At 62.0% G+C, this 21,771-nt stretch carries 20 protein-coding genes; 13 read left to right on the top strand and 7 right to left on the bottom strand.

Annotation, left to right across the window (positions count from 1 at the left end; translation table 11 throughout):
• On the bottom strand, positions 1–1,095 hold a 1,095-nt coding region (gene maeA, locus VFB05_RS11315; protein WP_325012230.1), incomplete at its 3' end, for an oxaloacetate-decarboxylating malate dehydrogenase.
• A gap of 546 nt (positions 1,096–1,641) precedes the next feature.
• On the opposite strand from maeA, the gene VFB05_RS11320 reads away from it, so the two are divergent.
• Together VFB05_RS11320 and VFB05_RS11325 are read left to right on the top strand one after the other, a co-directional pair.
• The gene (locus VFB05_RS11320) at positions 1,642–2,574 is read left to right on the top strand and encodes an N-carbamoyl-D-amino-acid hydrolase (protein WP_325012232.1); all 933 of its coding nucleotides are present in this window, start codon (positions 1,642–1,644) and stop codon (positions 2,572–2,574) included.
• Positions 2,575–2,582: 8 nt separating this feature from the next.
• Positions 2,583–3,245 (top strand): flavin reductase family protein, encoded by a 663-nt coding sequence (locus VFB05_RS11325; protein ID WP_325012234.1) that lies wholly within the window; start codon positions 2,583–2,585, stop codon positions 3,243–3,245.
• Here the strand turns inward: VFB05_RS11325 and VFB05_RS11330 are convergent, their stop codons facing one another.
• Positions 3,246–3,908, bottom strand: a complete 663-nt coding sequence (locus VFB05_RS11330; RefSeq protein ID WP_325012236.1) for an aspartate/glutamate racemase family protein — start codon at positions 3,906–3,908, stop codon at positions 3,246–3,248.
• A gap of 113 nt (positions 3,909–4,021) precedes the next feature.
• Here VFB05_RS11330 and hydA point away from each other — a divergent pair, with 113 nt between their 5' ends.
• From hydA to VFB05_RS11375, 9 genes are all read left to right on the top strand, one after another.
• A complete protein-coding gene (hydA, locus tag VFB05_RS11335) occupies positions 4,022–5,491 on the top strand; it encodes a dihydropyrimidinase (protein WP_325012238.1) in 1,470 nt (489 codons plus the stop codon).
• A 35-nt stretch (positions 5,492–5,526) separates the two neighbouring features.
• A complete protein-coding gene (locus VFB05_RS11340; RefSeq protein WP_325012240.1) occupies positions 5,527–6,504 on the top strand; it encodes an NAD(P)-dependent oxidoreductase in 978 nt (325 codons plus the stop codon).
• Between the two features lies 1 nt (position 6,505).
• Positions 6,506–7,267 carry an SDR family oxidoreductase gene (locus tag VFB05_RS11345; protein WP_325012242.1) on the top strand — a complete coding sequence of 254 codons (762 nt, stop codon included), beginning with the start codon at positions 6,506–6,508 and terminating at the stop codon, positions 7,265–7,267.
• 21 nt (positions 7,268–7,288) lie between these two features.
• Positions 7,289–8,746: an NAD(P)/FAD-dependent oxidoreductase gene (locus VFB05_RS11350; RefSeq protein WP_325012245.1), complete on the top strand. Its 1,458-nt coding sequence runs from the start codon at positions 7,289–7,291 to the stop codon at positions 8,744–8,746.
• A 123-nt stretch (positions 8,747–8,869) separates the two neighbouring features.
• The gene (locus tag VFB05_RS11355; protein ID WP_325012247.1) at positions 8,870–10,486 is read left to right on the top strand and encodes an ABC transporter substrate-binding protein; all 1,617 of its coding nucleotides are present in this window, start codon (positions 8,870–8,872) and stop codon (positions 10,484–10,486) included.
• Between the two features lie 12 nt (positions 10,487–10,498).
• Positions 10,499–11,527: an ABC transporter permease gene (locus VFB05_RS11360; protein ID WP_325012301.1), complete on the top strand. Its 1,029-nt coding sequence runs from the start codon at positions 10,499–10,501 to the stop codon at positions 11,525–11,527.
• A 16-nt stretch (positions 11,528–11,543) separates the two neighbouring features.
• Positions 11,544–12,392, top strand: a complete 849-nt coding sequence (locus VFB05_RS11365) for an ABC transporter permease (protein WP_325012304.1) — start codon at positions 11,544–11,546, stop codon at positions 12,390–12,392.
• A complete protein-coding gene (locus VFB05_RS11370; protein WP_325012250.1) occupies positions 12,389–14,077 on the top strand; it encodes an ABC transporter ATP-binding protein in 1,689 nt (562 codons plus the stop codon). The genes VFB05_RS11365 and VFB05_RS11370 overlap by 4 nt, the downstream gene beginning before the upstream one ends.
• Positions 14,074–14,901 carry a VOC family protein gene (locus VFB05_RS11375; RefSeq protein ID WP_325012252.1) on the top strand — a complete coding sequence of 276 codons (828 nt, stop codon included), beginning with the start codon at positions 14,074–14,076 and terminating at the stop codon, positions 14,899–14,901. The genes VFB05_RS11370 and VFB05_RS11375 overlap by 4 nt, the downstream gene beginning before the upstream one ends.
• A 5-nt stretch (positions 14,902–14,906) precedes the next feature.
• Here the strand turns inward: VFB05_RS11375 and VFB05_RS11380 are convergent, their stop codons facing one another.
• The 5 genes from VFB05_RS11380 to VFB05_RS11400 all read right to left on the bottom strand — a co-directional run bounded on the left by VFB05_RS11380 (position 14,907) and on the right by VFB05_RS11400 (position 19,148).
• Positions 14,907–16,439 carry a class I adenylate-forming enzyme family protein gene (locus tag VFB05_RS11380; protein WP_325012254.1) on the bottom strand — a complete coding sequence of 511 codons (1,533 nt, stop codon included), beginning with the start codon at positions 16,437–16,439 and terminating at the stop codon, positions 14,907–14,909.
• Positions 16,440–16,452: 13 nt separating this feature from the next.
• Positions 16,453–16,869 carry a PaaI family thioesterase gene (locus tag VFB05_RS11385; RefSeq protein ID WP_325012257.1) on the bottom strand — a complete coding sequence of 139 codons (417 nt, stop codon included), beginning with the start codon at positions 16,867–16,869 and terminating at the stop codon, positions 16,453–16,455.
• Between the two features lie 33 nt (positions 16,870–16,902).
• On the bottom strand, positions 16,903–17,919 hold the full coding sequence (locus tag VFB05_RS11390) for a zinc-binding dehydrogenase (RefSeq protein ID WP_325012258.1): 1,017 nt from the start codon (positions 17,917–17,919) through the stop codon (positions 16,903–16,905).
• A 102-nt stretch (positions 17,920–18,021) separates the two neighbouring features.
• Complete coding sequence (locus tag VFB05_RS11395) at positions 18,022–18,555, bottom strand: TIGR02444 family protein (protein WP_325012260.1); 534 nt, start codon at positions 18,553–18,555, stop codon at positions 18,022–18,024.
• Complete coding sequence (locus tag VFB05_RS11400; protein ID WP_325012262.1) at positions 18,555–19,148, bottom strand: UbiX family flavin prenyltransferase; 594 nt, start codon at positions 19,146–19,148, stop codon at positions 18,555–18,557. Before VFB05_RS11400 ends, VFB05_RS11395 begins: the two co-directional genes overlap by 1 nt.
• A 225-nt stretch (positions 19,149–19,373) precedes the next feature.
• Between VFB05_RS11400 and VFB05_RS11405 the strand changes: the two genes are divergently transcribed.
• Both VFB05_RS11405 and VFB05_RS11410 read left to right on the top strand, forming a co-directional pair.
• Positions 19,374–20,783, top strand: coding sequence for a UbiD family decarboxylase (locus VFB05_RS11405; RefSeq protein WP_325012264.1), 1,410 nt, complete (start codon positions 19,374–19,376; stop codon positions 20,781–20,783).
• A 72-nt stretch (positions 20,784–20,855) separates the two neighbouring features.
• A complete protein-coding gene (locus VFB05_RS11410; protein ID WP_325012266.1) occupies positions 20,856–21,698 on the top strand; it encodes an AraC family transcriptional regulator in 843 nt (280 codons plus the stop codon).
• The last annotated feature ends 73 nt before the right edge of the window (positions 21,699–21,771 follow it).

Raw genomic sequence — 21,771 nt, forward strand, 5'->3', positions numbered from 1 at the left:
GTCGACGCCCGCGTGATCATGGGCATAGCGCAACTTGTGCTCGGTGAGTCCGGCGCGGCCTTTGACGACGAGGCCGCGTGAATCGACCAGCCAGTTGCGCTGGACAGCTTCCGCCTCCGAGAGGCCTTCAGCCATCATCGCCGAGACGATGAGATCGGCGATGCCGGTCGCAGCCTCGCCGGCGCCGAGGAACAGCACCTTCTGATCGGCCAATTTGCCGCCGCTGACGCGAAGTGCGGAGAACAGTCCGGCCAAGGCCACCGCCGCCGTTCCCTGGATGTCGTCGTTGAAGACCGGGATATCGTCCCGGTATTTATGCAGCAGACGGAATGCTGAGTGATTGGCAAAATCCTCGAACTGGATCAGCACGCCGGGGAAGGCGGCGCGCGCCGCGGTGATGAATTCATCGACGAATTCGTCGTAAGCCTCGCCGCTCAGGCGTTTCTGACGCAGCCCGATATAGTAGCGATCGTTCAGGAGATCCTGGTTGTTGGTGCCGACATCGAGCATGACGGGTAAGCAATTTTCTGGATAGATGCCGGCGCAGGCCGAATAAAGCGAGAGCTTGCCGACCGGAATTCCCATGCCGTGGGCGCCGAGATCGCCCAGTCCAAGAATGCGCTCACCGTCAGTGACGACGATCAGCTTGGCCGGATACGGCCAGTTGCCGAGCAATTCGGCGATGCGGCCCTTGTCGTTTGCGCTGATGAACATGCCGCGCGGACGCTGGAAGATCAGTCCGTAACGCTGGCAGGCGAGGCCTACGGTCGGCGTATAGATCAGCGGCTGGATCTCATCGATGTTGTCGCAGACGACGCGGAAGAACAGCTCTTCGTTGCGGTCGTGCAGCGAATTGAGCGCGATGTATTTTTCGAGGTCGTTGGGGAGGCTGCGCAGGTTGGTCAGAACGCGCGCCACCTGCTCTTCCATCGAGAGCACATGCGCCGGCAGAAAGCCGCGCAAGCCAAGCGCGTCGCGCTCGGCTTCGGTGAAGGCCGTCCCCTTGTTGAGCAGCGGGTCACGCAATAGCGCAAGGCCACGCGGAGATTCCGGGGGCTGCAAATTTGGCGTCGTCGCCCGGGCTGGCGCGATCATGGCGTTTCCTCTCTCGTTCTCTTTTCTTTTGGCTTTCGCCGCATTCGGCTTTTGCCATTTTGGCTTCGCTGTCCCGCTTTGAAACGGAAGGCGGCCAGGACCCAAGAAGAAACCAAATGGGCTTCTTCCGCAATCGTTTTGCATTGACCAGAATTTGCCGCCGAAGGCAACACTAGTGGTCCGATTCTAACATTTGCATCCCGCTGGGGTAGTCATTTTTGCAAATGTTAGAATCAAAGGACCACTAGCAAATATGGGTTTCCAGTGGAGTTTTGAATTTGACATTCGCTTTGCGAACTCGTGGCTGGCAGGTCGCAAATGTCAAATCCACTCCACTGGCGATGAGGCAGCTCCCGGTCGCAAGGCGGTGATGGAGATTGGATATTGCTGCCATCAGCTCTGCGATGAGCGCAACTGTCGCTAGCCGCGAACCGAATTGACTCCCGAAAAAAAATCCTATGACTTGCGTCATGATTTGCGCTGCAAAAAACATGCTCGGTTTTTGGTCATTGCAGCGCGAAATAGAAGCAATGAGAGAGCTCGTCCATGCGTGTCATCAACGTCGCCGCCGCTCAGATGGGCCCGATTCAGCGCGCTGAAAGTCGTCAAAGCGTCATTCCGCGCATGATCGCTCTGATGGACGAGGCCAAGGCGCGCGGGGCTGACCTGATCGTCTATCCGGAATTGGCGCTGACGACATTTTTCCCGCGCTGGTACATTGAGGATCAGGCCGAGGTCGATAGCTGGTTCGAACGCGAGATGCCGAATGCCGCGACCAGGCCGCTGTTTACCCGCGCCGCTGAGCACGGAATGGCCATGAGTTTCGGCTATGCCGAACTGACGCCGGACGGGCATCACTTCAATACCTGCATCCTCACCGACAAATCGGGAAAGATCGTCGGCAAATATCGCAAGACCCATCTGCCCGGTCATTCGGAATTCGATCGCGAGCGCGCCTTCCAGCATCTGGAGAAGCGCTATTTCGAGCCGGGCGATACCGGCTTTCCGGTATGGCGCAACCTGGGCGGCATTTTCGGCATGGCGATCTGCAACGACCGGCGCTGGCCCGAAACCTATCGCGTCATGGGCTTGCAAGGCGTCGAGATGGTCGTGCTCGGTTACAATACGCCGTCCGTCAACTCGCAGAAGAGCGAGGAAGGGCCGGAAAGGCGGCTGTTCCATAATCGCCTGTCGGTGCAGGCCGGCGCCTATCAGAACTCGACCTGGGTGGTCGCGGTCGCCAAGGCCGGCGTCGAGGATGGCTTTCCGCTGATCGGCGGCAGTCTCATCGTCGATCCCAATGGCGAAATTGTCGCAGAAGCAAAAACCGAAGATGACGAGTTGCTGGTGCATCCTTGCGATCTCGATGCGACTGTGTTCGGCAAGAAGACCATCTTCGATTTCGTCCGTCACCGCCGCATCGAGCATTATGGCCTGATCACCAGCCGTGTCGGCGCCGTGCCGCCGCCGGAAGCTTGATCTCGCCGATGTCAGGGCTCCTGCTCAAGGATTTATCCCGGCACGACCGCTACAAGCTGCTGTGCGCGGTCGTGGTGCCGCGGCCGATCGCGCTGGTGACGACGCTCGATATCAATGGCGCGGTCAATGCCGCGCCATTCAGTTTCTTCAACGTCTTTTCCGAAGAGCCGCCGCTGATTGTGCTCGGCTTGCAGCACAAGCCTGACCGCACGCCCAAGGACACCACGCGCAATATTCAGCGCGACGGCGAATTCGTGGTCCAGATGGTGGATGAGGCGCTGGCGAAAGCGATGAACGATTGCGCCGTCGATTTTCCCTCTGGCGAGAGCGAAGTGAGCGCCTTGGGTCTTGCCACAGTGCCGTCGATCGACGTCAAGGTGCCGCGGCTCGCAGCCGCGCCATTTGCGATGGAATGCAAGCGGACGGTTTCGCTGGCATTCGGCCCTGGCCGCGAGCTTCTGGTCGGCGAAGTCCTGCGCGTCCATGCGCGGGAAGGCCTGCTCAATACCGAAACCATGTATGTCGATTTCGCCGCTTACCGGCCGATCGGGCGCCTGTTCGGCAATTTCTACAGCTATCAGCGCGAGCCGTTCACGATGGTTCGCGAGACCCATGCCGAATGGATCGCGCGCCTGCAGGCCGAAGGCAGCGAGCCCGCTGAAGAAAGCTAGCTAGTTTCGGGACAGCTGCACGGTGCCGAGCGCCATGGCGGTGGCCGCCTGCGTCGGGTCGATCACGGGAATGCCGAGCGCGTCTTCCAGACCGCGGCGCAAGCGGGCCATGCCGGCGCAACCCATGACGATGGCGCCGGCGCCGTCTTCTTCCTTTAGGGCGCGTCCGACCTCGATCATCTTTGCGAGCGTGCCTTCGCCGGATGCGGTTTCGGCGACGCTCATGTTGAGCGGCCGTTCCCCCGCCAGGCGATCCATCAGTCCCATTTGCCGCAGGTAACGGATGTGCCGGCGGATCGAGCGTTGCGCGATCGCGATCACGCCAAAGGTTTCGGCGCGCGTCATCGCAGTCAGGACGCCGCACTCGGCGATGCCGAACACCGGACGGTCTGTGCCTTCGCGGCAGACGTGCAGGCCGGGATCGCTGTAGCAGGCGATGATAAAGGCTGACGCGCTGTTGTCGCTTTCGATCAGCCGCCGCAGCGGCATCGCGACGCTGTCGGCATCGGCCTGGCTCTCGATCCCGTAAGGTCCTTCAGCGAGCGTGGTGCAGACGATTTCCGGGCCGTCGGCAAAACCAAGCGGCCTCAACGCTTCCTCGATCCCCTTGGTCACGGTGACATTGGAATTCGGATTGATCACGAGGATGCGCGGGCGGGACATGTCTCTTCCTTGCAAGCTTTGCAGCTCAGCCATGGCTTGCAGCACATAGCATAGTTTGCAAAGTTTCGGGCGCGGCATTTCCAGATGGCCGCACTTGCTTTTCGGAGAGCCTGATGGCCGACCCCGCTTATGACCTCGTGATCCGCGGCGGACGCGTGGCGACCGCGTCCGATGTGTTCGAGGCGGATGTCGGCATTATCGGCGAGACGATCGCGGCGATTGGCCGCAACCTGCCGGCGGGCCAGCGCGAGATCGATGCGCGGGGCAAACTGGTCCTGCCCGGCGGCGTCGACGGCCATGCCCATATCGAGCAGTTGTCTGCAGCAGGCATCATGAATGCCGACACGTTCGAGAGCGCGACCACGTCGGCCGCGTTCGGCGGCACCACGACCGTCATCTCGTTTGCGGCCCAGCATGTCGGCATGCACTTGGCCCAGGTGGTGAACGACTATCACGCGCTCGCGCGCAAGGGCGCGGTGATCGACTATGCCTTCCACATGATCATCGCCGATCCGACCGCGGAGACGCTCGCCCACGACATCCCGGCGCTGGTGAAGGAAGGGCATGCCTCGATCAAGATCTTCATGACCTATGACCGGCTCAAGATCGATGACGAGCCTTTGCTCGATATTCTGGTGGCGGCGCGCGAATCCGGGGCGATGCTGTGCGCCCATGCCGAGAACCACGGCATCATTGCCTGGATGGTCAAGCGATTATTGGCGCGCGGCTACACCCATCCGAAATATCATTCGATCAGCCATGCGCGGTTCTCGGAAGCCGACGCGTTCAATCGCCTGATCGGCATGGCGGCGCTGGTCGATCAGCCAATCATGATCTTTCATGTTTCGACGGCCGAAGGCGCCAAGGTGATCCGCCAGGCGCGCGGGGAGGGGCTGAAGGTCTTTGCCGAGACCTGTCCTCAGTACCTTTTTCTCACGGCCGATGATCTCGACAAACCCGGCGCGGAAGGCGCGAAGTGGATGTGCAGCCCGCCGCCGCGCACGGTGGCCGATCAGGAAGCGTTGTGGCAGGCGCTGGCGCTCGGCGATCTCCAGACGATTTCGTCCGACCACGCGCCCTATCGTTTTGACGAAAGCGGCAAGCTGCGCGCCGGCCCAAATCCGAATTTCAAGCAAGTGGCGAATGGCCTGCCGGGATTGGAGGCGCGGCTGCCGCTGTTGTTCGACGCGATGGTGTCGAAGGGGCGGCTGGGCATCGAGAAATTTGTCGAGCTGACTGCAACGGCGCCGGCAAAGATCTACAATCTGCATCCGCGCAAGGGCTCGATTGCCATCGGCGCCGACGCCGACATCGCGATCTGGGATCCGTCGCGCGAAATCACGTTGTCGGATGCAATGATGCACGATCTGACCGGCTACACGCCCTACGCCGGCCGAAAGCTGCGGGGCTGGCCTGTCACGGTGCTGTCGCGCGGACGCGTCGTCGTCGCCGACGGCAAACGCATGACCAGCGCCGGATGGGGGAAATTCCTGGCGCGCACTGGAGGCGAGGCTGCAAGGCCCACCGGGCGGCTGACGGCGGATATGAATCCGGAGACGAATTTCGGCGCGACATTACTTTAGACGTTCATCGGCTTTGAACCACGGGGCGTGAGGCATTGAACATCCTGATCTTTGGCGGCACGGGTTTCGTCGGGATCAATATCGCTTCCGCGCTGCTGGCGCGTGGCCATGCCGTGACCTTGTTCGATCGCGGAGCGTTACCCCGCGCCGCCGCGCAGGCCTTCGCAGGTTTCGGCCGCGCGCCGGATGTGATCGAAAGCGATGTCACTGATGCGCTCGCTGTCGAGACTGTCGTCGCGCGCGGCTTCGATGCCATCATTCTCGGAGCAACAATCACCGCAGGCCCCGCGCGAGAGGCCGCCGACCCGCAATCGATCCTGCAAGTCAATCTGATGGCGCAGGTGCCAATTCTGATGGCAGCGCACCGTCACGGTGTGCGGCGAGTCATCAACCTCTCATCCGGATCGGCGCTCGGCGCGGCCGCCTTTCGTCACGCCTTGCTGGACGAAGAGCTCCCATGCGAGCCGGTCTCGCTTTACGCCATCACCAAGCACGCGTCGGAGAAGGTGGCGGCGCGTCTGGCAGCGCTCTGGCAAGCGGACTTCATCAGCGTACGGCTGAGCGCTGTGTTCGGGCCTTGGGAACGCGCTACCGGCGTGCGCGATACGCTGAGCCCGCAGATGCAGATCGTCGACGCACTGCATCGGAAAAAAGAGGCGGTGGTTGCTCGTCCGGGAGTCCGCGACTGGATCTACGCGCCTGACGTTGCCGATGCTGTGGTCGTGTTGGTCGAGGCCGCAAAACCGAAGCATGGCCTCTACAATATCTCGACGGGTCGCGAGTGGACGGCGCTGCAATGGGGACAGCATCTGGCCGATCTCAATCCGGGTTTCGTCTGCCGACTTGCCGGCCCCGGCGAAAATCCAAACGTTGATCTGCACACCGATGCCGATCGCGCGCCGCTCTCGGTCGCGCGCATGGCAGAGGAGTTCGGCTGGCGGGCGCGCTTTGACTGCGCCGATTCCGCCGCCGACCTGAACGACTGGTGGATGCGCCACGGGGAGGGATTGTGACATGCGTCTGACGGACGAAATCGCTGTTGTCACCGGCGCCGGTTCCGGCATCGGGCGGGCCAGCGCCGTGGCGTTTGCCCGCGAAGGCGCCTTTGTTGCGCTGGTCGATCGCGATGAAGCCGGCATGCAGGAAACGCTCGCCGCAATACGTAGCGCCAATGGGCAGGCCTCAACGCATCAAGGCGATGTCGGCGATGGCGATTTCGCCAAGGCGGTCGTCGAAGCCACCATATCGCGGCACGGCCGGCTCGACGTGCTCTTGACCGCGGCCGGCTGGTCCTGTGGCGGCACGGTGGTCACGACCGATCCCGCCGATTGGGATGCGGTGTTTCGCACCCATGTCGGCGGCACCTGGCTTTGGGCGCGTGTGGCGATCCCGCAGATGCAACGGCAGAACAAGGGCGCTATCGTCACCGTCGCCTCGCAACTGGCGATCGCCGGTGGTAAGGGCAACAGCGCCTACATCGCTGCGAAGGGCGCGATCATCAGCCTGACCCGAACCATGGCGTTGGATTTTGCGCCGGATGGCATCCGCGTCAATGCGATTGCCCCGGGCGCGATCGAGACGCCAATGCTGAAACGGAGTTTTGCCCGTCATGCGGATTCGGAAGGTGTGCGCGAAGCCTCGCGCCATCGTCATGCGATGAAGCGTTTCGGAAGGCCTGAGGAGGTTGCGGAGGCCGCGCTTTACCTCGCGAGCGACGCGTCCTCGTTTACGACCGGTACCGTTCTGTCCGTCGACGGAGGCTGGCTTGCCGCCTGAACGATGCGAAAGTTTCCCCGCATGAGCAGCGATCTCATCGCGTTGGAAGCGCAGGTGCGCGAGGACCTCGCCAAAACGTCGCATCCGTCTGCGCCCTGGCTCGAAGCGAAGATGGACCCGGACGGGAAACCCGCGCTGGATGTTCTCATTGTCGGCGCCGGACAATCGGGTCTGGCGACGGCCTTTGGTCTCAATCGCTCGCAGGTCACCAATATCCTGATCATCGACAAGGCCGAGGAAGGCAAGGAGGGTCCCTGGCTCTCCTACGCGCGCATGCATACGCTGCGCAGCCCGAAGGACTTTACCGGCCCCGACCTCGATGCTCCAAGCCTTACCTATCAGTCATGGCACGAAGCGCGGTTCGGCAAGGCGGCTTGGCAGAAGCTTGACCTGATCCCGCGCGAGCTCTGGGCCGAATATCTGATCTGGTTCAAACGTGCGGTTGGCCTAACCGTGCGCAACGGTTGCGAGCTTTTGGAGATTGCGTCTGCGGCAAATGAATTACTCGCGGCAACGATAGCGCAAGATGGGACAACCGAAACGCTCTATGCGCGCAAGATCGTGCTGGCGACGGGCCAGGAAGCGATGGGCAACTGGACGATACCTGCGCCGCTGCAGCATCTGCCGCCGGCGCGGCTTGCGCGGTGTTCGGACGACATCGACTTCGCAGCACTCACCGGCAAGACCGTGGCCGTGATCGGGGCCGGCGCGACCGCGTTCGACAATGCCGCGATGGCGCTGGAAGCCGGCGCCGCGGAAGTCCATCTCCTATGCCGCCGCGCCGAAATCCAGGTGATCCAGCCTTATCGATGGCTGACATTTCGCGGTTTCCTGCGGCACTTCTGCGATCTCGATGATACCTGGCGCTGGCGTTTCATGCGCGCCATCCTCGAATTGCGCGAGGGATTTCCGCAAGCGACCTACGATCGCTGCGCGCGCTTTGCCAATTTCCATTTGCATGAGGGCGCGCCGGTCGAGGCGGCGCACGAGACGGGCGAGCAGGTCGAATTGCGCACGCCGCGCGGCACGTTGCGAGCAGATTTTGTCATTAGCGGCGCGGGAACCGAGATCGATTTCGCCGAACGGCGCGAATTGAAGCGTTTCGCCGGCAACATCGCCACCTGGGCCGATCGTTACCAGCCGCCGCAAATCGAACAGAGCCCGCGGCTCGGCCGCTATCCGTATCTCGCCGACGACTATGCGCTGACCGAGCGCGTTTCAGGTGTGACGCCGTGGATTTCCAACGTTCACCTGTTTGCATTCGCCTCGACCATGAGCTTCGGCCCGTCGGGCTCGTCGATCAATGCGATGACGACTGCGATTCCCAAACTGGTCCATGGTTTGACCCGAGGCCTGTTTCGCGCCGATCTTGCGCGGCACTGGGAGTCGTTCAGGGCCTATAACGTGCCGCAGGCCGTGATCCCTCGGCAAAACGAGGCTGGAGAACCCGGACGCGGGCAACCGGCTCAATCGGCATGAAAATTTCAATGGCTCCTTTGACGTGGCAAAATGCAGCTTGGCGTGCAAATTGCTTAAAGGCACAATGAGAAAACGAGCTCTGCGTTTTAGGCGAGTTCCGGGTTGAATTGGGGGATTAAGACCATGCGCGGTCGGATTTGCAGTCTTGTGTTGGTTGGGTTTGCGGCGCTCGCGCTTTCGCTCCGACCGGAGCCCGTCGGGGCGCAGTCCCGGGCCGAGACGTTGCGCTACGTCACGGGAGCTTCGGTCAACACGCTCGATCCGAACGTGCCGGGTTCGACCCGTGAAGCGTTCGCGGTGAGCCTCTCCACCTACGACCGGCTGGTGTCGTTCGGCCGCAAGCAGCTCAACGGCAAATGGGTATTCGATCTCGACAAGATCACTGGCGAACTCGCCGAGTCCTACGATGTCAGCCCCGACGGGCTGAAGCTCACTTTTCATCTGCGCAAGGACGCGAAGTTCCAGGACGGCACGCCGGTGACCGCGGACGACGTCAAATGGTCGCTCGATCGCGTTGTGACCGCGCCCGTGCTCGGCAAGGCGCAACTGTTGACGGGATCGATGACCACCGCCGACCAGTTCAAGGTGATCGATCCCCTGACGATCGAGGTCACGCTGCCGAAGCCCGACAAGCTGGCGTTGCCCAATCTTGCGACCATCTATCCCATCATTATCAATTCCAAGCTCGCGAAGGCCAATGCGACATCGGACGATCCCTGGGCGATCGGCTGGCTCAAGGAGCACGCGGCCGGCAGCGGCGCCTATATCATTGAAAGCTTCAAGCCGGGCGAGCAGGTGATCATGAAGCGCAATGAGGCCTGGAATCGCGGCACGGCGGAGAAGGCCGCGTTCTTCAAGCGGGTGATCGTGCAGACCGTGCCGGAGCCGGCGACGCGCGCCAATCTGGTCGAGCGCGGCGATGCCGACATCACGGTGGATCTACAGGCCAACGACGTGCAGGCGCTCGAGGCCAAGGGCACGCTCAAGGTGATATCGACGCCGCAATATAACTCCGTCACCTTCATCTCGATGAACAATACCATTCCGCCGTTCGACAATATCAACGTGCGCCGCGCGGTCGCCTTTGCGCTGCCCTATGACGACATGTTCAAGGCGGCCCTGTTTGGCCGCGGCACGCCGCTGTTCAACGCCGAATGGAAGGACGGCAAGCCCACCACCAGCGCTTACCCGTTCCCGCAACGCATCAAGCTCGATCTCGACAAGGCCCGGGAATATCTGAAGGCCGCCGGCATGCCGGACGGCTTTTCGACGACGTTCAGTTTCAACGTTGGTCAGGCCTCGACGGCCGAGCCGATGGCCGCGCTGGTCAAGGAGTCGCTCGGCAAGATCGGCATCAAGGTCGAAATCCAGAAATTGCCGGATGCGCAGATGTCGACCCAGATCAACGAGAAGAAGCTGCCCTTCTTCACCGAAGGCATCGTCGCCTGGCTGCCGTCGACCGACTATTTCTATCGCAATTTCTACACCGGCAACCAGCGCTGGAACTACGCCAGCATCGACAATCCCGAACTGACCGCGCTGGCGCAACAGGCCCGCTTCGAGCCGGACAAGGCGAAATATGACGAAGAGAGCCTGAAGCTGAATGCGATCCACGACGCGATCTTGCCGCAGATCATGCTCTGGCAGCCGAGCCAGGACGCGGTGATGGCGAAATCGCTCGACGGCTACACCTATCAATTCCATCGTCAGGTCGATTATCGCGACCTCAGCCGCAAGTAGTTCTTGTTTGCGATGAAAAGCTTCGGCGCAACGATGATGCGGGCAGCGCGACGTTTCGCGTCGTCGCTGCCTGCGCTCTTCGGCGTGCTGGTTTTCACGTTTCTCCTGATGCGGGTTTTGCCCGGCGATCCCGCAGTGTTCTTTGCTTCCGGTCCCAATGCCGGCAAGGAAGAAATCGAAGTCATCCGCAAGCAAATGGGTCTCGACAAGCCGATCCCTGAGCAGTTGGTGCACTATCTCTATGACGTCGGGCGGGGGAATCTCGGCAAGTCGCTGATGACCGGGCAATCGGTGACGACCGATTTGCGCGAGCGTTTGCCGGCCTCGCTTGAGTTGACATTGACGGCGCTCCTGATTGCGCTGGTCTCGGCGGTGCCGCTTGGCGTCATCGCGGCCTTGCGGCCGGGATCGATCATCGATCATGGCGTGCGGCTGTTTTGCGCGTTAGGCGTTTGCGTCCCGACTTTCGTGTCAGGGCTGCTTTTGATCTACGTCTTCTATTATCTGCTCGGGCTTGCACCCGATCCGACCGGCCGCATCGACGTCTTTACATCGCTGCCGCCGTCACGCACGGGATTTCTCACCATCGACTTTCTGCTGGCTGGTGACCTCGACGGCTGGTGGGTCGCATTTCGTCAGCTGATCCTGCCTGCGGTGACCATGGCGCTGTTTGTGATCGCGCCACTGGCGCGAATCACCCGGGCTTCGATGCTGGTCTCGCTCGGCAGCGATTTCGTGCGTACCGCGCGCTCGGTCGGGTTGTCGTGGTGGCGCATCGTCGTCACCTATGCGCTGCGTAACGCGATTCTTCCCGTGATCACCATCGCCGGCATCGTGTTTTCGACCATGCTGGGCGCCAACGTGCTGGTCGAGAAAGTCTACTCGTGGCCCGGCGTCGCGTCCTATGCGCTCGACGCACTGCTGTCGTCTGACTATGCGCCGGTGCAAGGTTTTGTGCTGCTGATGGCAAGCATCTTTGTTGTCGTGAATCTGCTCGTCGATGTCCTCTATGGCATCGCCGATCCGAGAGTATCGATATGAAGAGGGCTCCAATCTGATGGCAAGCGCGACGCTGCGTCATACGGTCTGGATCCTGCGCGGCAACCCGCTGACGGCGGTTGCGGCATCCGGCGTCTTGATGTTGGTGCTGGTTGCGATCTTCGGCCCCTCGATCGTTCCCTACGACCCGATTGCGTCCAAGGTGTCGGAGGCGCTGCTGCCGCCAAGTGCCGCGCATCTGGCCGGCACCGACCAGCTCGGCCGCGATACGTTCAGCCGGCTCCTCGTCGCGACCCGGCTTGATCTCGTCATCGCCGTCGCGGCCGTCGGCATTTCCTTCGTGCTCGGCGCGATCATCGGCGCGTTCTGCGGCTATGCGGGCGGTCGTCTCGATCGTTCGGTCGGCCGCTTCGTCGACGTGATGATGGCTTTCCCGCTGTTCGTGCTGGCGATGGCGATGGTCGCCGCGCTCGGCAACCGCGTCGAGAATATCGTCATTGCGACTGCCATCATCAATCTGCCGTTCTACATCCGCTTTGCCCGCGCCGAGGTCAATGTTCGCCGCAACGTCGGATGGGTCGAGGCCGCGCGCGTCAGCGGCGAAAGCCATGCGTCGGTGGTGCTGCGCTTTTTGTTGCCGAATGTCCTGCCGGCGATGGCGGTGCAGATGTCACTCAATCTCGGCTGGGCCATCCTCAATGCCGCAGGGCTTTCCTTCATCGGCCTTGGCGTGCGGCCGCCAACGCCGGAATGGGGCATCATGGTCGCGGAAGGCGCGCGCTTCATCTCGACCGGAAAATGGTGGCTGGTCGCCTTTCCCGGGCTCGCCTTGATGCTGGCGGTGTTGTGCTTCAACCTGCTTGGCGATGGGCTGCGGGACATCCTCGATCCTCGAATGCGGACATGACCGAGCCGCTGCTTCGCATTGAAGATCTTCACGTCACGTTTTCGACAAGGCAGGGCCTCGTCGAAGCGGTGCGCGGGATCACGCTTTCGCTCGAGCCGGGCGAGATGCTCGGCCTTGTCGGCGAAAGCGGCTCCGGAAAATCCGTCACCGGCTTTGCGACGACGCGGCTGCTCGATCCCGCCGGCCGGGTGACGAAAGGGCGGGTGCTTTATCGCGGACAGGACATCACCAGAATCCCGGACAGCGATTTTCGCGCATTGCATGGCGCGGCAATGTCGATGATCTTCCAGAATCCGCGCGCCGCGCTCAACCCGATCCGCAGCGTCGGTCTCCAGATTGCCGACGCTATTCTCAGCCATAAGCGAATGTCGAAGCAAGCCGCGGCCGACGAAGCGCTCAAGCTGCTTCGCGCCGTGCAAATCCGCGATCCCGAAAAGCGGATGTCGGCCTATCCACATGAACTGTCCGGCGGCATGTGCCAGCGCGTGATGATCGCGATCGCGATCTCCTGCAATCCGATGCTGTTGATCGCCGACGAGCCGACCACCGGCCTCGATGTCACGACACAGAAGGTGGTGATGGATCTCCTGGCCAAGATTGCTGCCGAGCGCGGCATGGCGACGATCCTGATCACGCACGATCTGGGATTGGCCGCGCAATATTGCGCCCGCGTCGTGGTGATGGAGAAAGGGCGTCTCGTGGAGGAAGCGCCGCCCGAGACGTTGTTTCACCGCCCTCAGCACGCCTACACCAAACGGCTGGTGGCCGCATCGCCGACGGCGTCGTCGCGGATCGAGGATCTGGTGACGGAGGAGGAGCGTGGCCAATACCTCGCGGCTCTGGCCGCCTCCAGGCCGCGGCCCGAGCCGCCTCCCGGCACGCCGCCGTTGCTTGACGTGAGAACCCTCGCCAAACGTTATGATCAGGGACCGCCGGCGGTCGCGAATTTCTCCATGACCATGAAAGCCGGCGAGAGCGTCGGATTGGTCGGAGAATCCGGATCGGGAAAGACCACGACCTCGCGCATGATCTGCCGGCTGATCGATGCCAGCGAGGGCGAGATCCTGTTCGACGGCGAATCGATCGGGCAAGTGCCCGCGCGGGAATTTCATCGTTCGCCGCACCGGAAAGATATCCAGATCGTCTTTCAGGACCCCAACGAAAGCCTCAATCCGCGCTTTACCGCGTTCGACTGCGTCGCCCATCCGCTCTCGCGGCTCTCCGGCATGCGCCCGGGCGATGCGCTGCGGCAACGGGTGGAGGAATGCGCGATGCGCGTCGGGTTACCAGTCGAGTTGCTGTCGCGCTTCCCGCACCAACTTTCGGGCGGCCAGAAAGCCCGCGTCGGCATCGCTCGCGCCATCGCCTGCCGGCCACGGTTGCTGGTGCTGGATGAACCGACGGCGGCGCTCGACGTTTCGGTTCAGGCCGTCGTGCTGCAATTGTTGGATCGCTTAAGGCGGGAGGATCATCTCGCCTTGCTTTTTGTCAGCCACGATCTCAACGTGGTGCGCATGATGTGCGACCGGACCATTGTCCTGCGCAATGGCGGCATCGTCGAGGCGGGCGAGAGCCGGGCGCTGTTCGATCATCCCGAAAGCGAATATACCCGTGCGCTCGTCGACGCCGTGCCGCATATCCGAAGCGCCGGCACGCCCAGGCTTATTGAGGGGCAGCTGACATGAGCTTTGTGCTCGACCACGTCGTGATCAATACCCTGTTCGATATGGACCGCGCCGCTTCGCTAATGTCGCAACTCGGCTTCACGCTGACGCCGCGCGGCTATCATTCGCTCGGTTCGATCAATCATCTCGTGATGTTCGAACATGATTATGTGGAACTGCTCGGTCTGCCATCCGGCACGGATAAGGTTCGCAAGGACCTGCTCGAAAGCCCGCGCGGTCTCAACGGATTGGTCTTCAAAGCCAGCGATGCCGATGCGACCCAGCGTATGCTGCGCGAGGCTGGCCTTGCGCCGCTCGAACCGCAGAGTTTTTCCCGGCCGGTCGTCATTGACGGCGTCGAACATCTGGCGCGCTTCCGCACGGTTCGCACCGCGCCCGGATTGTTCGAGGCCGGGCGGGTTTATTATTGCCAGCACTACACGCCCGAACTGGTCTGGCATCGTCCGTGGATGTCGCATCCGAATGGCGTGCGGGGTTTGCGCGAACTGGTGGTGGTGACGTCGAACATCGAGGTCGATGGGCCGCGCTATGCCAAGGCCGCGCAGGCTTCTGTCGAAGTCCAGGGGGACGACGGGACAATTGCACTATCCGGCGGTTTTCGCATCACGCTGATGTCGCCGGCGCGCTATCGCGAACGCTATGACGACCTCAGCGTTGCGGATGACGGCCGGCAGAGCTTCTTCGGGGCGATCGTGTTCGACGCGCCAAAGCCTCAGCGCGTCCGCGATCTGGCTTCGACCGCTCCGGACCTGCGTGTGGAGGCCGGGCGGGGTTCCTTGCGCGTGTCGGTGCCCTTCCTCAACACGCTGCTTGAATTTCACTGAAATCGTTAAGTCGAGGCCGCTCCTCGCCTCAATCTCTTGGCCGCCATATCGCGCAATGTCTTGCGGTCGAGCTTGTTGGTCGAAGCAAGCGGAAGGCTTTCGACAAACCAGATTGAACGCGGATGCTGGTAGGCCGGCGCATTGGCCAGCGCGAAGGCCTTCAGCTGCGCTTCGTCCAGATTGCTGCCCGCGCGCTTGATGACAAACGCCACCGGCTTGGTGCCTTTGATGTCGTCATCGACCGGCACGACGCAGGCCTGGATCACGTCGGGGTGGCTCTCCAGCATCTTTTCGACCTCGCCCGGAAAGATATTCTCTCCGCCGCTGACGAACATGTCGTCGGTCCGGCCGACGAAAAAGTGGAAGCCGTTTTCGTCGCGGCGAAACACGTCGCCCGTGACATAGAAGCCATCTGAGGTGATTGGCGAAGGAACATCCGGGCGATTGTGATAGCCGTTCATGATCGCCGGGCTCTTCATCTCCAGCACGCCGGTGTCCGAAGGCTTGCCGTTCTCGCCGATCAGGCGCACCTGCACTTTGGGATGCGGATAGCCGACCGACATGTCCGGCTGCCGCAATCCTTTTGGATGCGGCCCGAATACGACCGGACCACCTTCGGTGGTCCCATAGGCGTTGGTTACCGCCGTTTCCGGAAAAGCGGCATGGATTGCATTCATCAGGCTTTGGCTGACGGGCGCCGATCCCATCCGCAATAGTTCGACGCTGGAAAGGTCGGTCGCTGCGAACCTCTCTTTGTCATTCATCATCATCGCGACCATCGGCGGAACGGCAGTCAGCCAGGTGCATCGATAGTCTTCAATGGCCTTCAGATAGAGTTGCGTCGTGAATTGCGGCAGCAAGATCATCGTGGCACGGGCCGCATAGGCCAGCTGGCTCAGCGCCAGCGCGTTCATGTGATAGAGCGGCGCGGCGACCAGGATGCGGTGACGGGTCACGTCCTGCGCGGACATGCGCTGCTCGACGACCCAGATATGGCTTTGGTGCGAGAGCACGACGCCTTTGGGACGTCCCGTCGAGCCCGACGTATAGAGAAACATCGCGGGCTCATGGTCGGCCGGCCTGACGGGCGTCAACGGCCCGACCTTGAGAAAGCTTGCGAAGTCGTCCGCACCATCGCCGCCGCTTTCGAAGCAGATTCGCGGTAGATCCTTTGGCGCGCTGTTCAGGCGCGCAGCGTCGCAAAACACGAGTTTGGCGCCGGAGTCGTGGACGATGTAGTCGATGGCGGCTGGCGGAAATTTGAAATTGACCGGCACCGCGACAAAGCCCGCGCGCATGATGCCGTGGACGGTCGTGAGATATTCAAAGCGATTGGCCGAGAGGATCGCGACCCGATCGCCGCGGTTAAGGCCGCGGGCGGTCAGCGCACGCGCAACCGCATTGGCCTCGTCTTCGAAATCGCGGTAGCTGAAGCGGCGTTCGTCGCCGGTGCCGATATCGATGATGGCGATTTTGTCGGGATCGCCGTCCGATGACGTCAGGGCCCCGAGATTGGAGAACGAAGGGTTCGCAGGCACTACGGCATTTCCGTCAGGCCGGCGGCGCGGTCAAATAGGTCCCGCGGCCGCTCGCCAGCATTCGGCCGTCCTTGTCGAAGACCTTGGCTTCCGCCACCGAAAACTGCTTGCCGAAATGCACGATCTCGCCGCGGACGGTCAACATTCCCGGCATGGCGGCGCGATGATAGTCGACGCGCAGGTCCACCGTTGGAACGCCGCGGCCGGTCTTGGAGACCATCGCCCAGTCGGCAGTCAAGTCGACCAGCGCCGCCAGAATGCCGCCATGGGTGTAGCCGCGATCGGGATTGACGACCCACTCCTCGCGCCAGGTCGCGGTCAGTTCGATCATGCCTTCATCGACCGCCATGACTTTCAGGCCGAGCCACTGATGGTACGGCCCGCGGGATATCAGCTTCTGGACGTCTTCGACGCTGGGAACCTCACTCATCGTATTTTCCTTTGTCCTCGATCACCGCAGGTCTCAAGGCGTCACCACGACCTTGCCGATGACCTCGCGGTCCCTGATCAGACGCAGGCCTTCCGCCGCCTTTTCAAGCGGCAGCACGGCATCGATCACAGGCGCGATCTTCTTTTCGGCGATCATCTTCATCAGATCGGTCAGATTGTCCTCGTAGAAACTGTTGGAGCCGATCACTTTCAGTTCAAAACTCCAGATGTAGCGCAGGTCTTCCTTCGGATCATGCCCTGCAGTCGCGCCGCAGACCAGAAGGCTGCCGCCGCGCTTGAGGCAGCGCAGCGACGGCACCCAAGTGTCGCCGCCGGTGAAATTGATCACGACATCGACGCCGCCTTCGTAGGTGCGGCGTTGCGGCTTGCCGTATTTCTCGATGGCCCATTTCGAAAAATCGACTTCCTTGTAGTTGATCGCCTCATCCGCGCCCATCGCCTTGAGCTTTTCAAGCTTCTCGGCACTGCTCGCGCAGGCAATGACTTCGGCGCCGAGCAGCTTGCCCAGGATGACGCAGCCGGTGCCGACGCCGCCGCTCGCCCCCAGCACCAGGACGCGGTCGCCCTTCTTGATCGTGTTGTGGGTGATCAGCATGCGATGCGCGGTGCCGTAGGCGACGGGCAACGAGGCAGCTTCCTCGAAGGCGACGCCATCCGGCATCGCGATCAGCTGGTCGGCCTCGACGAGGCAATATTCGGCCATGCCGCCGTCGAGCATTTCGCCCATCAGGCCTTTTTTCTTGTTGAGCGGATTGACGAGCACGCGGCTGCCGACCTTCCACCCCGAGACGCCTTCGCCGATCTCGGTGATTTCGCCGGCCATATCGAGGCCGATCACGACCGGTAGCGGCACCTTGATGCCGGGCATGCCCTTCACCGTGAACACGTCATGATAGTTGAACGACGATGCCCGCACGCGGATCACGACGCTTCCCGGCTTCGCCTTCGGCTTGGGGTGATCGGTCACCAGCTCCAGGTTTTCCAATCCACCATGCTGACGCAACAGCAGTGCCCTCATCGTCTCCGACATTTCGTTATCCCGTCCAATAAAATCCACGCGCGGCGTTCAGCGCAGGCGCTTTCGATGCTGCGGCAGTTTGCTGAGGCGCGTCGCAAGATCAAGCGCCAATCCTCATGCATCCTGCATGGCAGCTCCGACAATCACGTCGATCGATGAAGAAAGGCCGGCAGTCGCTTTGGTTCCTCGCTGATCGGCAAAGCGCATGACGACGTCGTTCAGGACGGCCCTAAGCTGTTCAGGCCTGGCTTTCGCTTGCCCCGGCCGCAGCGGCAGGCATTCGGCCAACAGCCTGTTTTCAAGCTTTTCGGCTTCGAGTTCGAGTGTCTTGATCTTCGAGCGGAATTGCTCGGTCGCGTCGCTGGGCGCTGGATCTGGCCCCGTCTTCAATTCGGTACGAATGGCTCGCAGCGCTCGCACGACCCGGTCGCGCCAGGGGCGGCAGGCCTCATCCATGGCCGCGATCTCGTCAGGCGTCAACAAGATGCGATGTTTGACCGCGGCAAAGGTCGCGATCAACAGAAGCATCACGTCGACGCCCAGCTCGTACTGCAAGGCGAGGCAGGCCTCAGCCACGCCGGGCCTTGCGTAGATGGCGAGGGCGAAAGCCCAGCTCTCCGCTTCAAGCTCGGGCCGTGATTGCCGCATTACTCGTCATTCTTGATCGAGTTCAATCCGCCCCAGCGGCTGACGGCCGTGTTCTCGATATCGAAGAGGTCAAGCACCCGCCCGAGCGTGTGGTCGACCATCTGTTCGAGGCTTGCGGGGCGCGCATAAAAGGCCGGGACCGGAGGATAGACGATCGCGCCGATTTCGGTCGCCGCCGCCATTGCGCGCAGATGGCCAAGGTGAAGCGGCGCCTCGCGAACGATCAGAACGAGGCGTTGTCGTTCCTTGAGCACGACATCGGCGGCGCGGGTGACCAGCGAAGATGTCACCCCCGACGCGATCTCGGCAAGACTTCGCGTCGAGCAGGGCGCAATCACCATGCCTATCGTCCGGAACGACCCGCTCGCGATCGAGGCGCCGATATTGTCGCTCGCGTGAACGACGCTCGCCAGCGCCGAAACCTCGGCGACGCCGATGTCCAACTCCTGGGTGAGCGTGATCTTCGCCGACCGGCTCATCACCAGATGGGTTTCGATGCCGCTGCCTTGCAACAACTTCAGCAGCCGCACGCCGTAGATCGCTCCGGAAGCGCCGGTGATGCCAACGATCAATCGCCTTGGATGTGAGCTCATCGCAATCAGAACGGATTTAAGGTCAAGTCAAAAACCAGCTTCGGCCACATTAGCATAGACTGCTTGCGGCGTTAAGTTGATCACGGTCGCTCAGGTCTTTCGTAGAGTGCTGCCATGCAATAGCTGGATTGAAATCGGCGACGAAGCGGACATAAAGGAACGAGGGACGCCCATCGGCCTTAACCATGGGCGATCGTTCCGGGCAGCGAGGCGAGGGAGCAGGCGATGGAAGCACGGCGTTCCAACTCGGGCGAAGCGGCGCACCCGGATTTGCGTGGGTGGCTGGGCCAGCTCGCCGCTGCCGACCGCCTGGCGGTTGCGCATAAAGGCGTCTCGCTGATCGACGAATTGGCGGCGATTGCCAAGAAACTTGAAAACGAGCGTGCGGTGCTGTTTCCGGAGCCCGGCCAGCACAAGATCCCTGTGGTCGCTAATCTCTTCGCCGACCGCAGCGGGATTGCGGATGCGCTTGGGGTTTCGCCTGAGAAACTGCTGCCGACGTTTCAGAACGCGGTGCGTCATCCGCTGCCATGGGTTGAGGTCGCCACCGCGCCGGCGCAGGAGGTCGTTCACGAGAAGGTCGACCTCCTCAAACAGCTGCCGATCCCGAAGCATAACGAGCACGACAGCGGACCCTACATCACGGCGGCGCTGCTGATCGCGCGCAATCCGAAGACCGGCATCCAGAATGTCTCGATCCACCGCTGCCAGGTCAGCGGGCCGGACCGTATCGGCGTGCTACTGCTGCCGCGCCACACCCTGCATTATTTCCGGATGGCCGAGGAAGCCGGCGAGGCGCTGGAGATCGCGCTCGTGATCGGTGTGCACCCGGCCTGCATTCTAGCTTCGCAAGCCATCGCCGCCCTCGACAGCGACGAAATGGAAATCGCCGGCGCGCTGCTTGGCCGTCCGATCGAAATGGTCAAGTGCCGCACCAATCGCGTGCGGGTACCAGCGCATGCGGAGATCGTGATCGAAGGCCGCATCCTGCCGAAAGTGCGCGAGCCCGAAGGCCCGTTCGGCGAATTCCCGCAATATTACGGGCCGCGCGCCGATCGCGAGGTGATCCAGGTCGATGCAATTACCCATCGCAAGAATCCGATCTTTCACACCATTACCGGTGGCGGCGTCGAGCATCTTCTGCTCGGCGGCATTCCGCGCGAGGCGACGTTGCTGGAGCATTTGCAACGCAGTTTCCCGTCGGTGCAGGACGTACGTCTCACGCGCGGCGGCACCTGCCGCTATCACCTCGCCGTCAAGATCGACAAGAAAAGCCAGGGCGAGCCGAAGAACGTCATCATGGGCGCGTTCGGCGGCCACTATGACATCAAGCAGGTCGTCGTGGTCGATATGGACGTGAATATCGACGACGAGCGTGAGATCGAGTGGGCGGTCGCGACGCGTTTCCAGGCCGACCGCGATCTCGTCATTGTCTCGGGCGCGCAAGGCTCGAAGCTCGACCCGTCCTCGGACAACGGCGTCAGCGCCAAGATGGGCCTTGATGCAACCAAGCCGCTGTCGACCGATGCGATGGAGTTCAAGCGCATTCAGGTCAAGGGCATCGAGAAAGTCGACCTCGGCAAGGCGCTCGAAAGCGATCCAAAGGCCGCCTTTGCGCGGATTGTCGCAGGTTGACGGCAAGGACCAACGGTCATCATATAAAGCGATCGTAACGGCGCACGGGGTGCGTCGTCAGGAACAACTTCGATGTCGACGGCGCTGCGGATCGCGCACGGAGCCTTCGGGCGGGTTGCGCTTCTTGATATGGACGGGTCGCTGGTGCGGCACGCCCATCCGCATTGCCATGTGCTGCTCAAAGTCGAGGGGGCAGACACCCAGTTCGTCGTCGGCGATAAGGTTTACCCGTTGACCGACACCGCCGCCGTGCTGGTGAATGGCTGGCAGCCGCATTCCTATGTCCATTATCCGGAGCGGCCGCGCACCGTCATCTTGGCGCTCTATATCGAGCCGGAATGGCTGACGGCGTTTCGGCCGGGCTGGGCTGCCAGCGGCGCGCCCGGCTTCTTCGGCCATCCCTCGGGCGAGGTGTCCCCGCATATTCGCGATCTCGCCATGAATCTCGCCGCCGACATGATGACGCGGCCCGAGGCGCGAGCCGAACATGAGGCGTTGCTATCAGATCTGATGATCGCGGTGATCGAGCGTTTCACGGCCTGGCGAAGTTTTCCGGCATCGATCCGGGAGATGGGCGCGCGCGGTAGCGACTGGCGCATCCGCAAGGCGGCAGCTTCCATGCGGTCGGAGACCGGACGCGGCGCGGCGCTTGAGTCTTTCGCCAGAGAAGCCGGGCTTTCTCGCGCGCATTTCTTTCGCCTGTTCGAGGCGTCGGTTGGCGTGCCGCCGAAGGTCTATCTGAACGTCGTGCGGATGGAAAAGGCGGTCGACGCTGTGCTGCATCAGTCTTCGAGCGTCGCCGAAATCGGCCATCAGCTCGGCTTTGCCGAGCCCGCACATTTCACCCGCTTTTTCCGTAACCACGCGGGCGTCTCGCCGCGCGAGTTCCGCAACGTCTCACGTCTCGCCAGTTGAGTGGATTTGGCATTCGCTCCAGCCTAGCCGCGGTTCCGACGAGCGAATGCCAAATCCTAAACTCAACTGGGAT

The organism is Bradyrhizobium sp. (assembly GCF_035652035.1).
Taxonomy (GTDB): Bacteria; Pseudomonadota; Alphaproteobacteria; order Rhizobiales; family Xanthobacteraceae; genus Bradyrhizobium.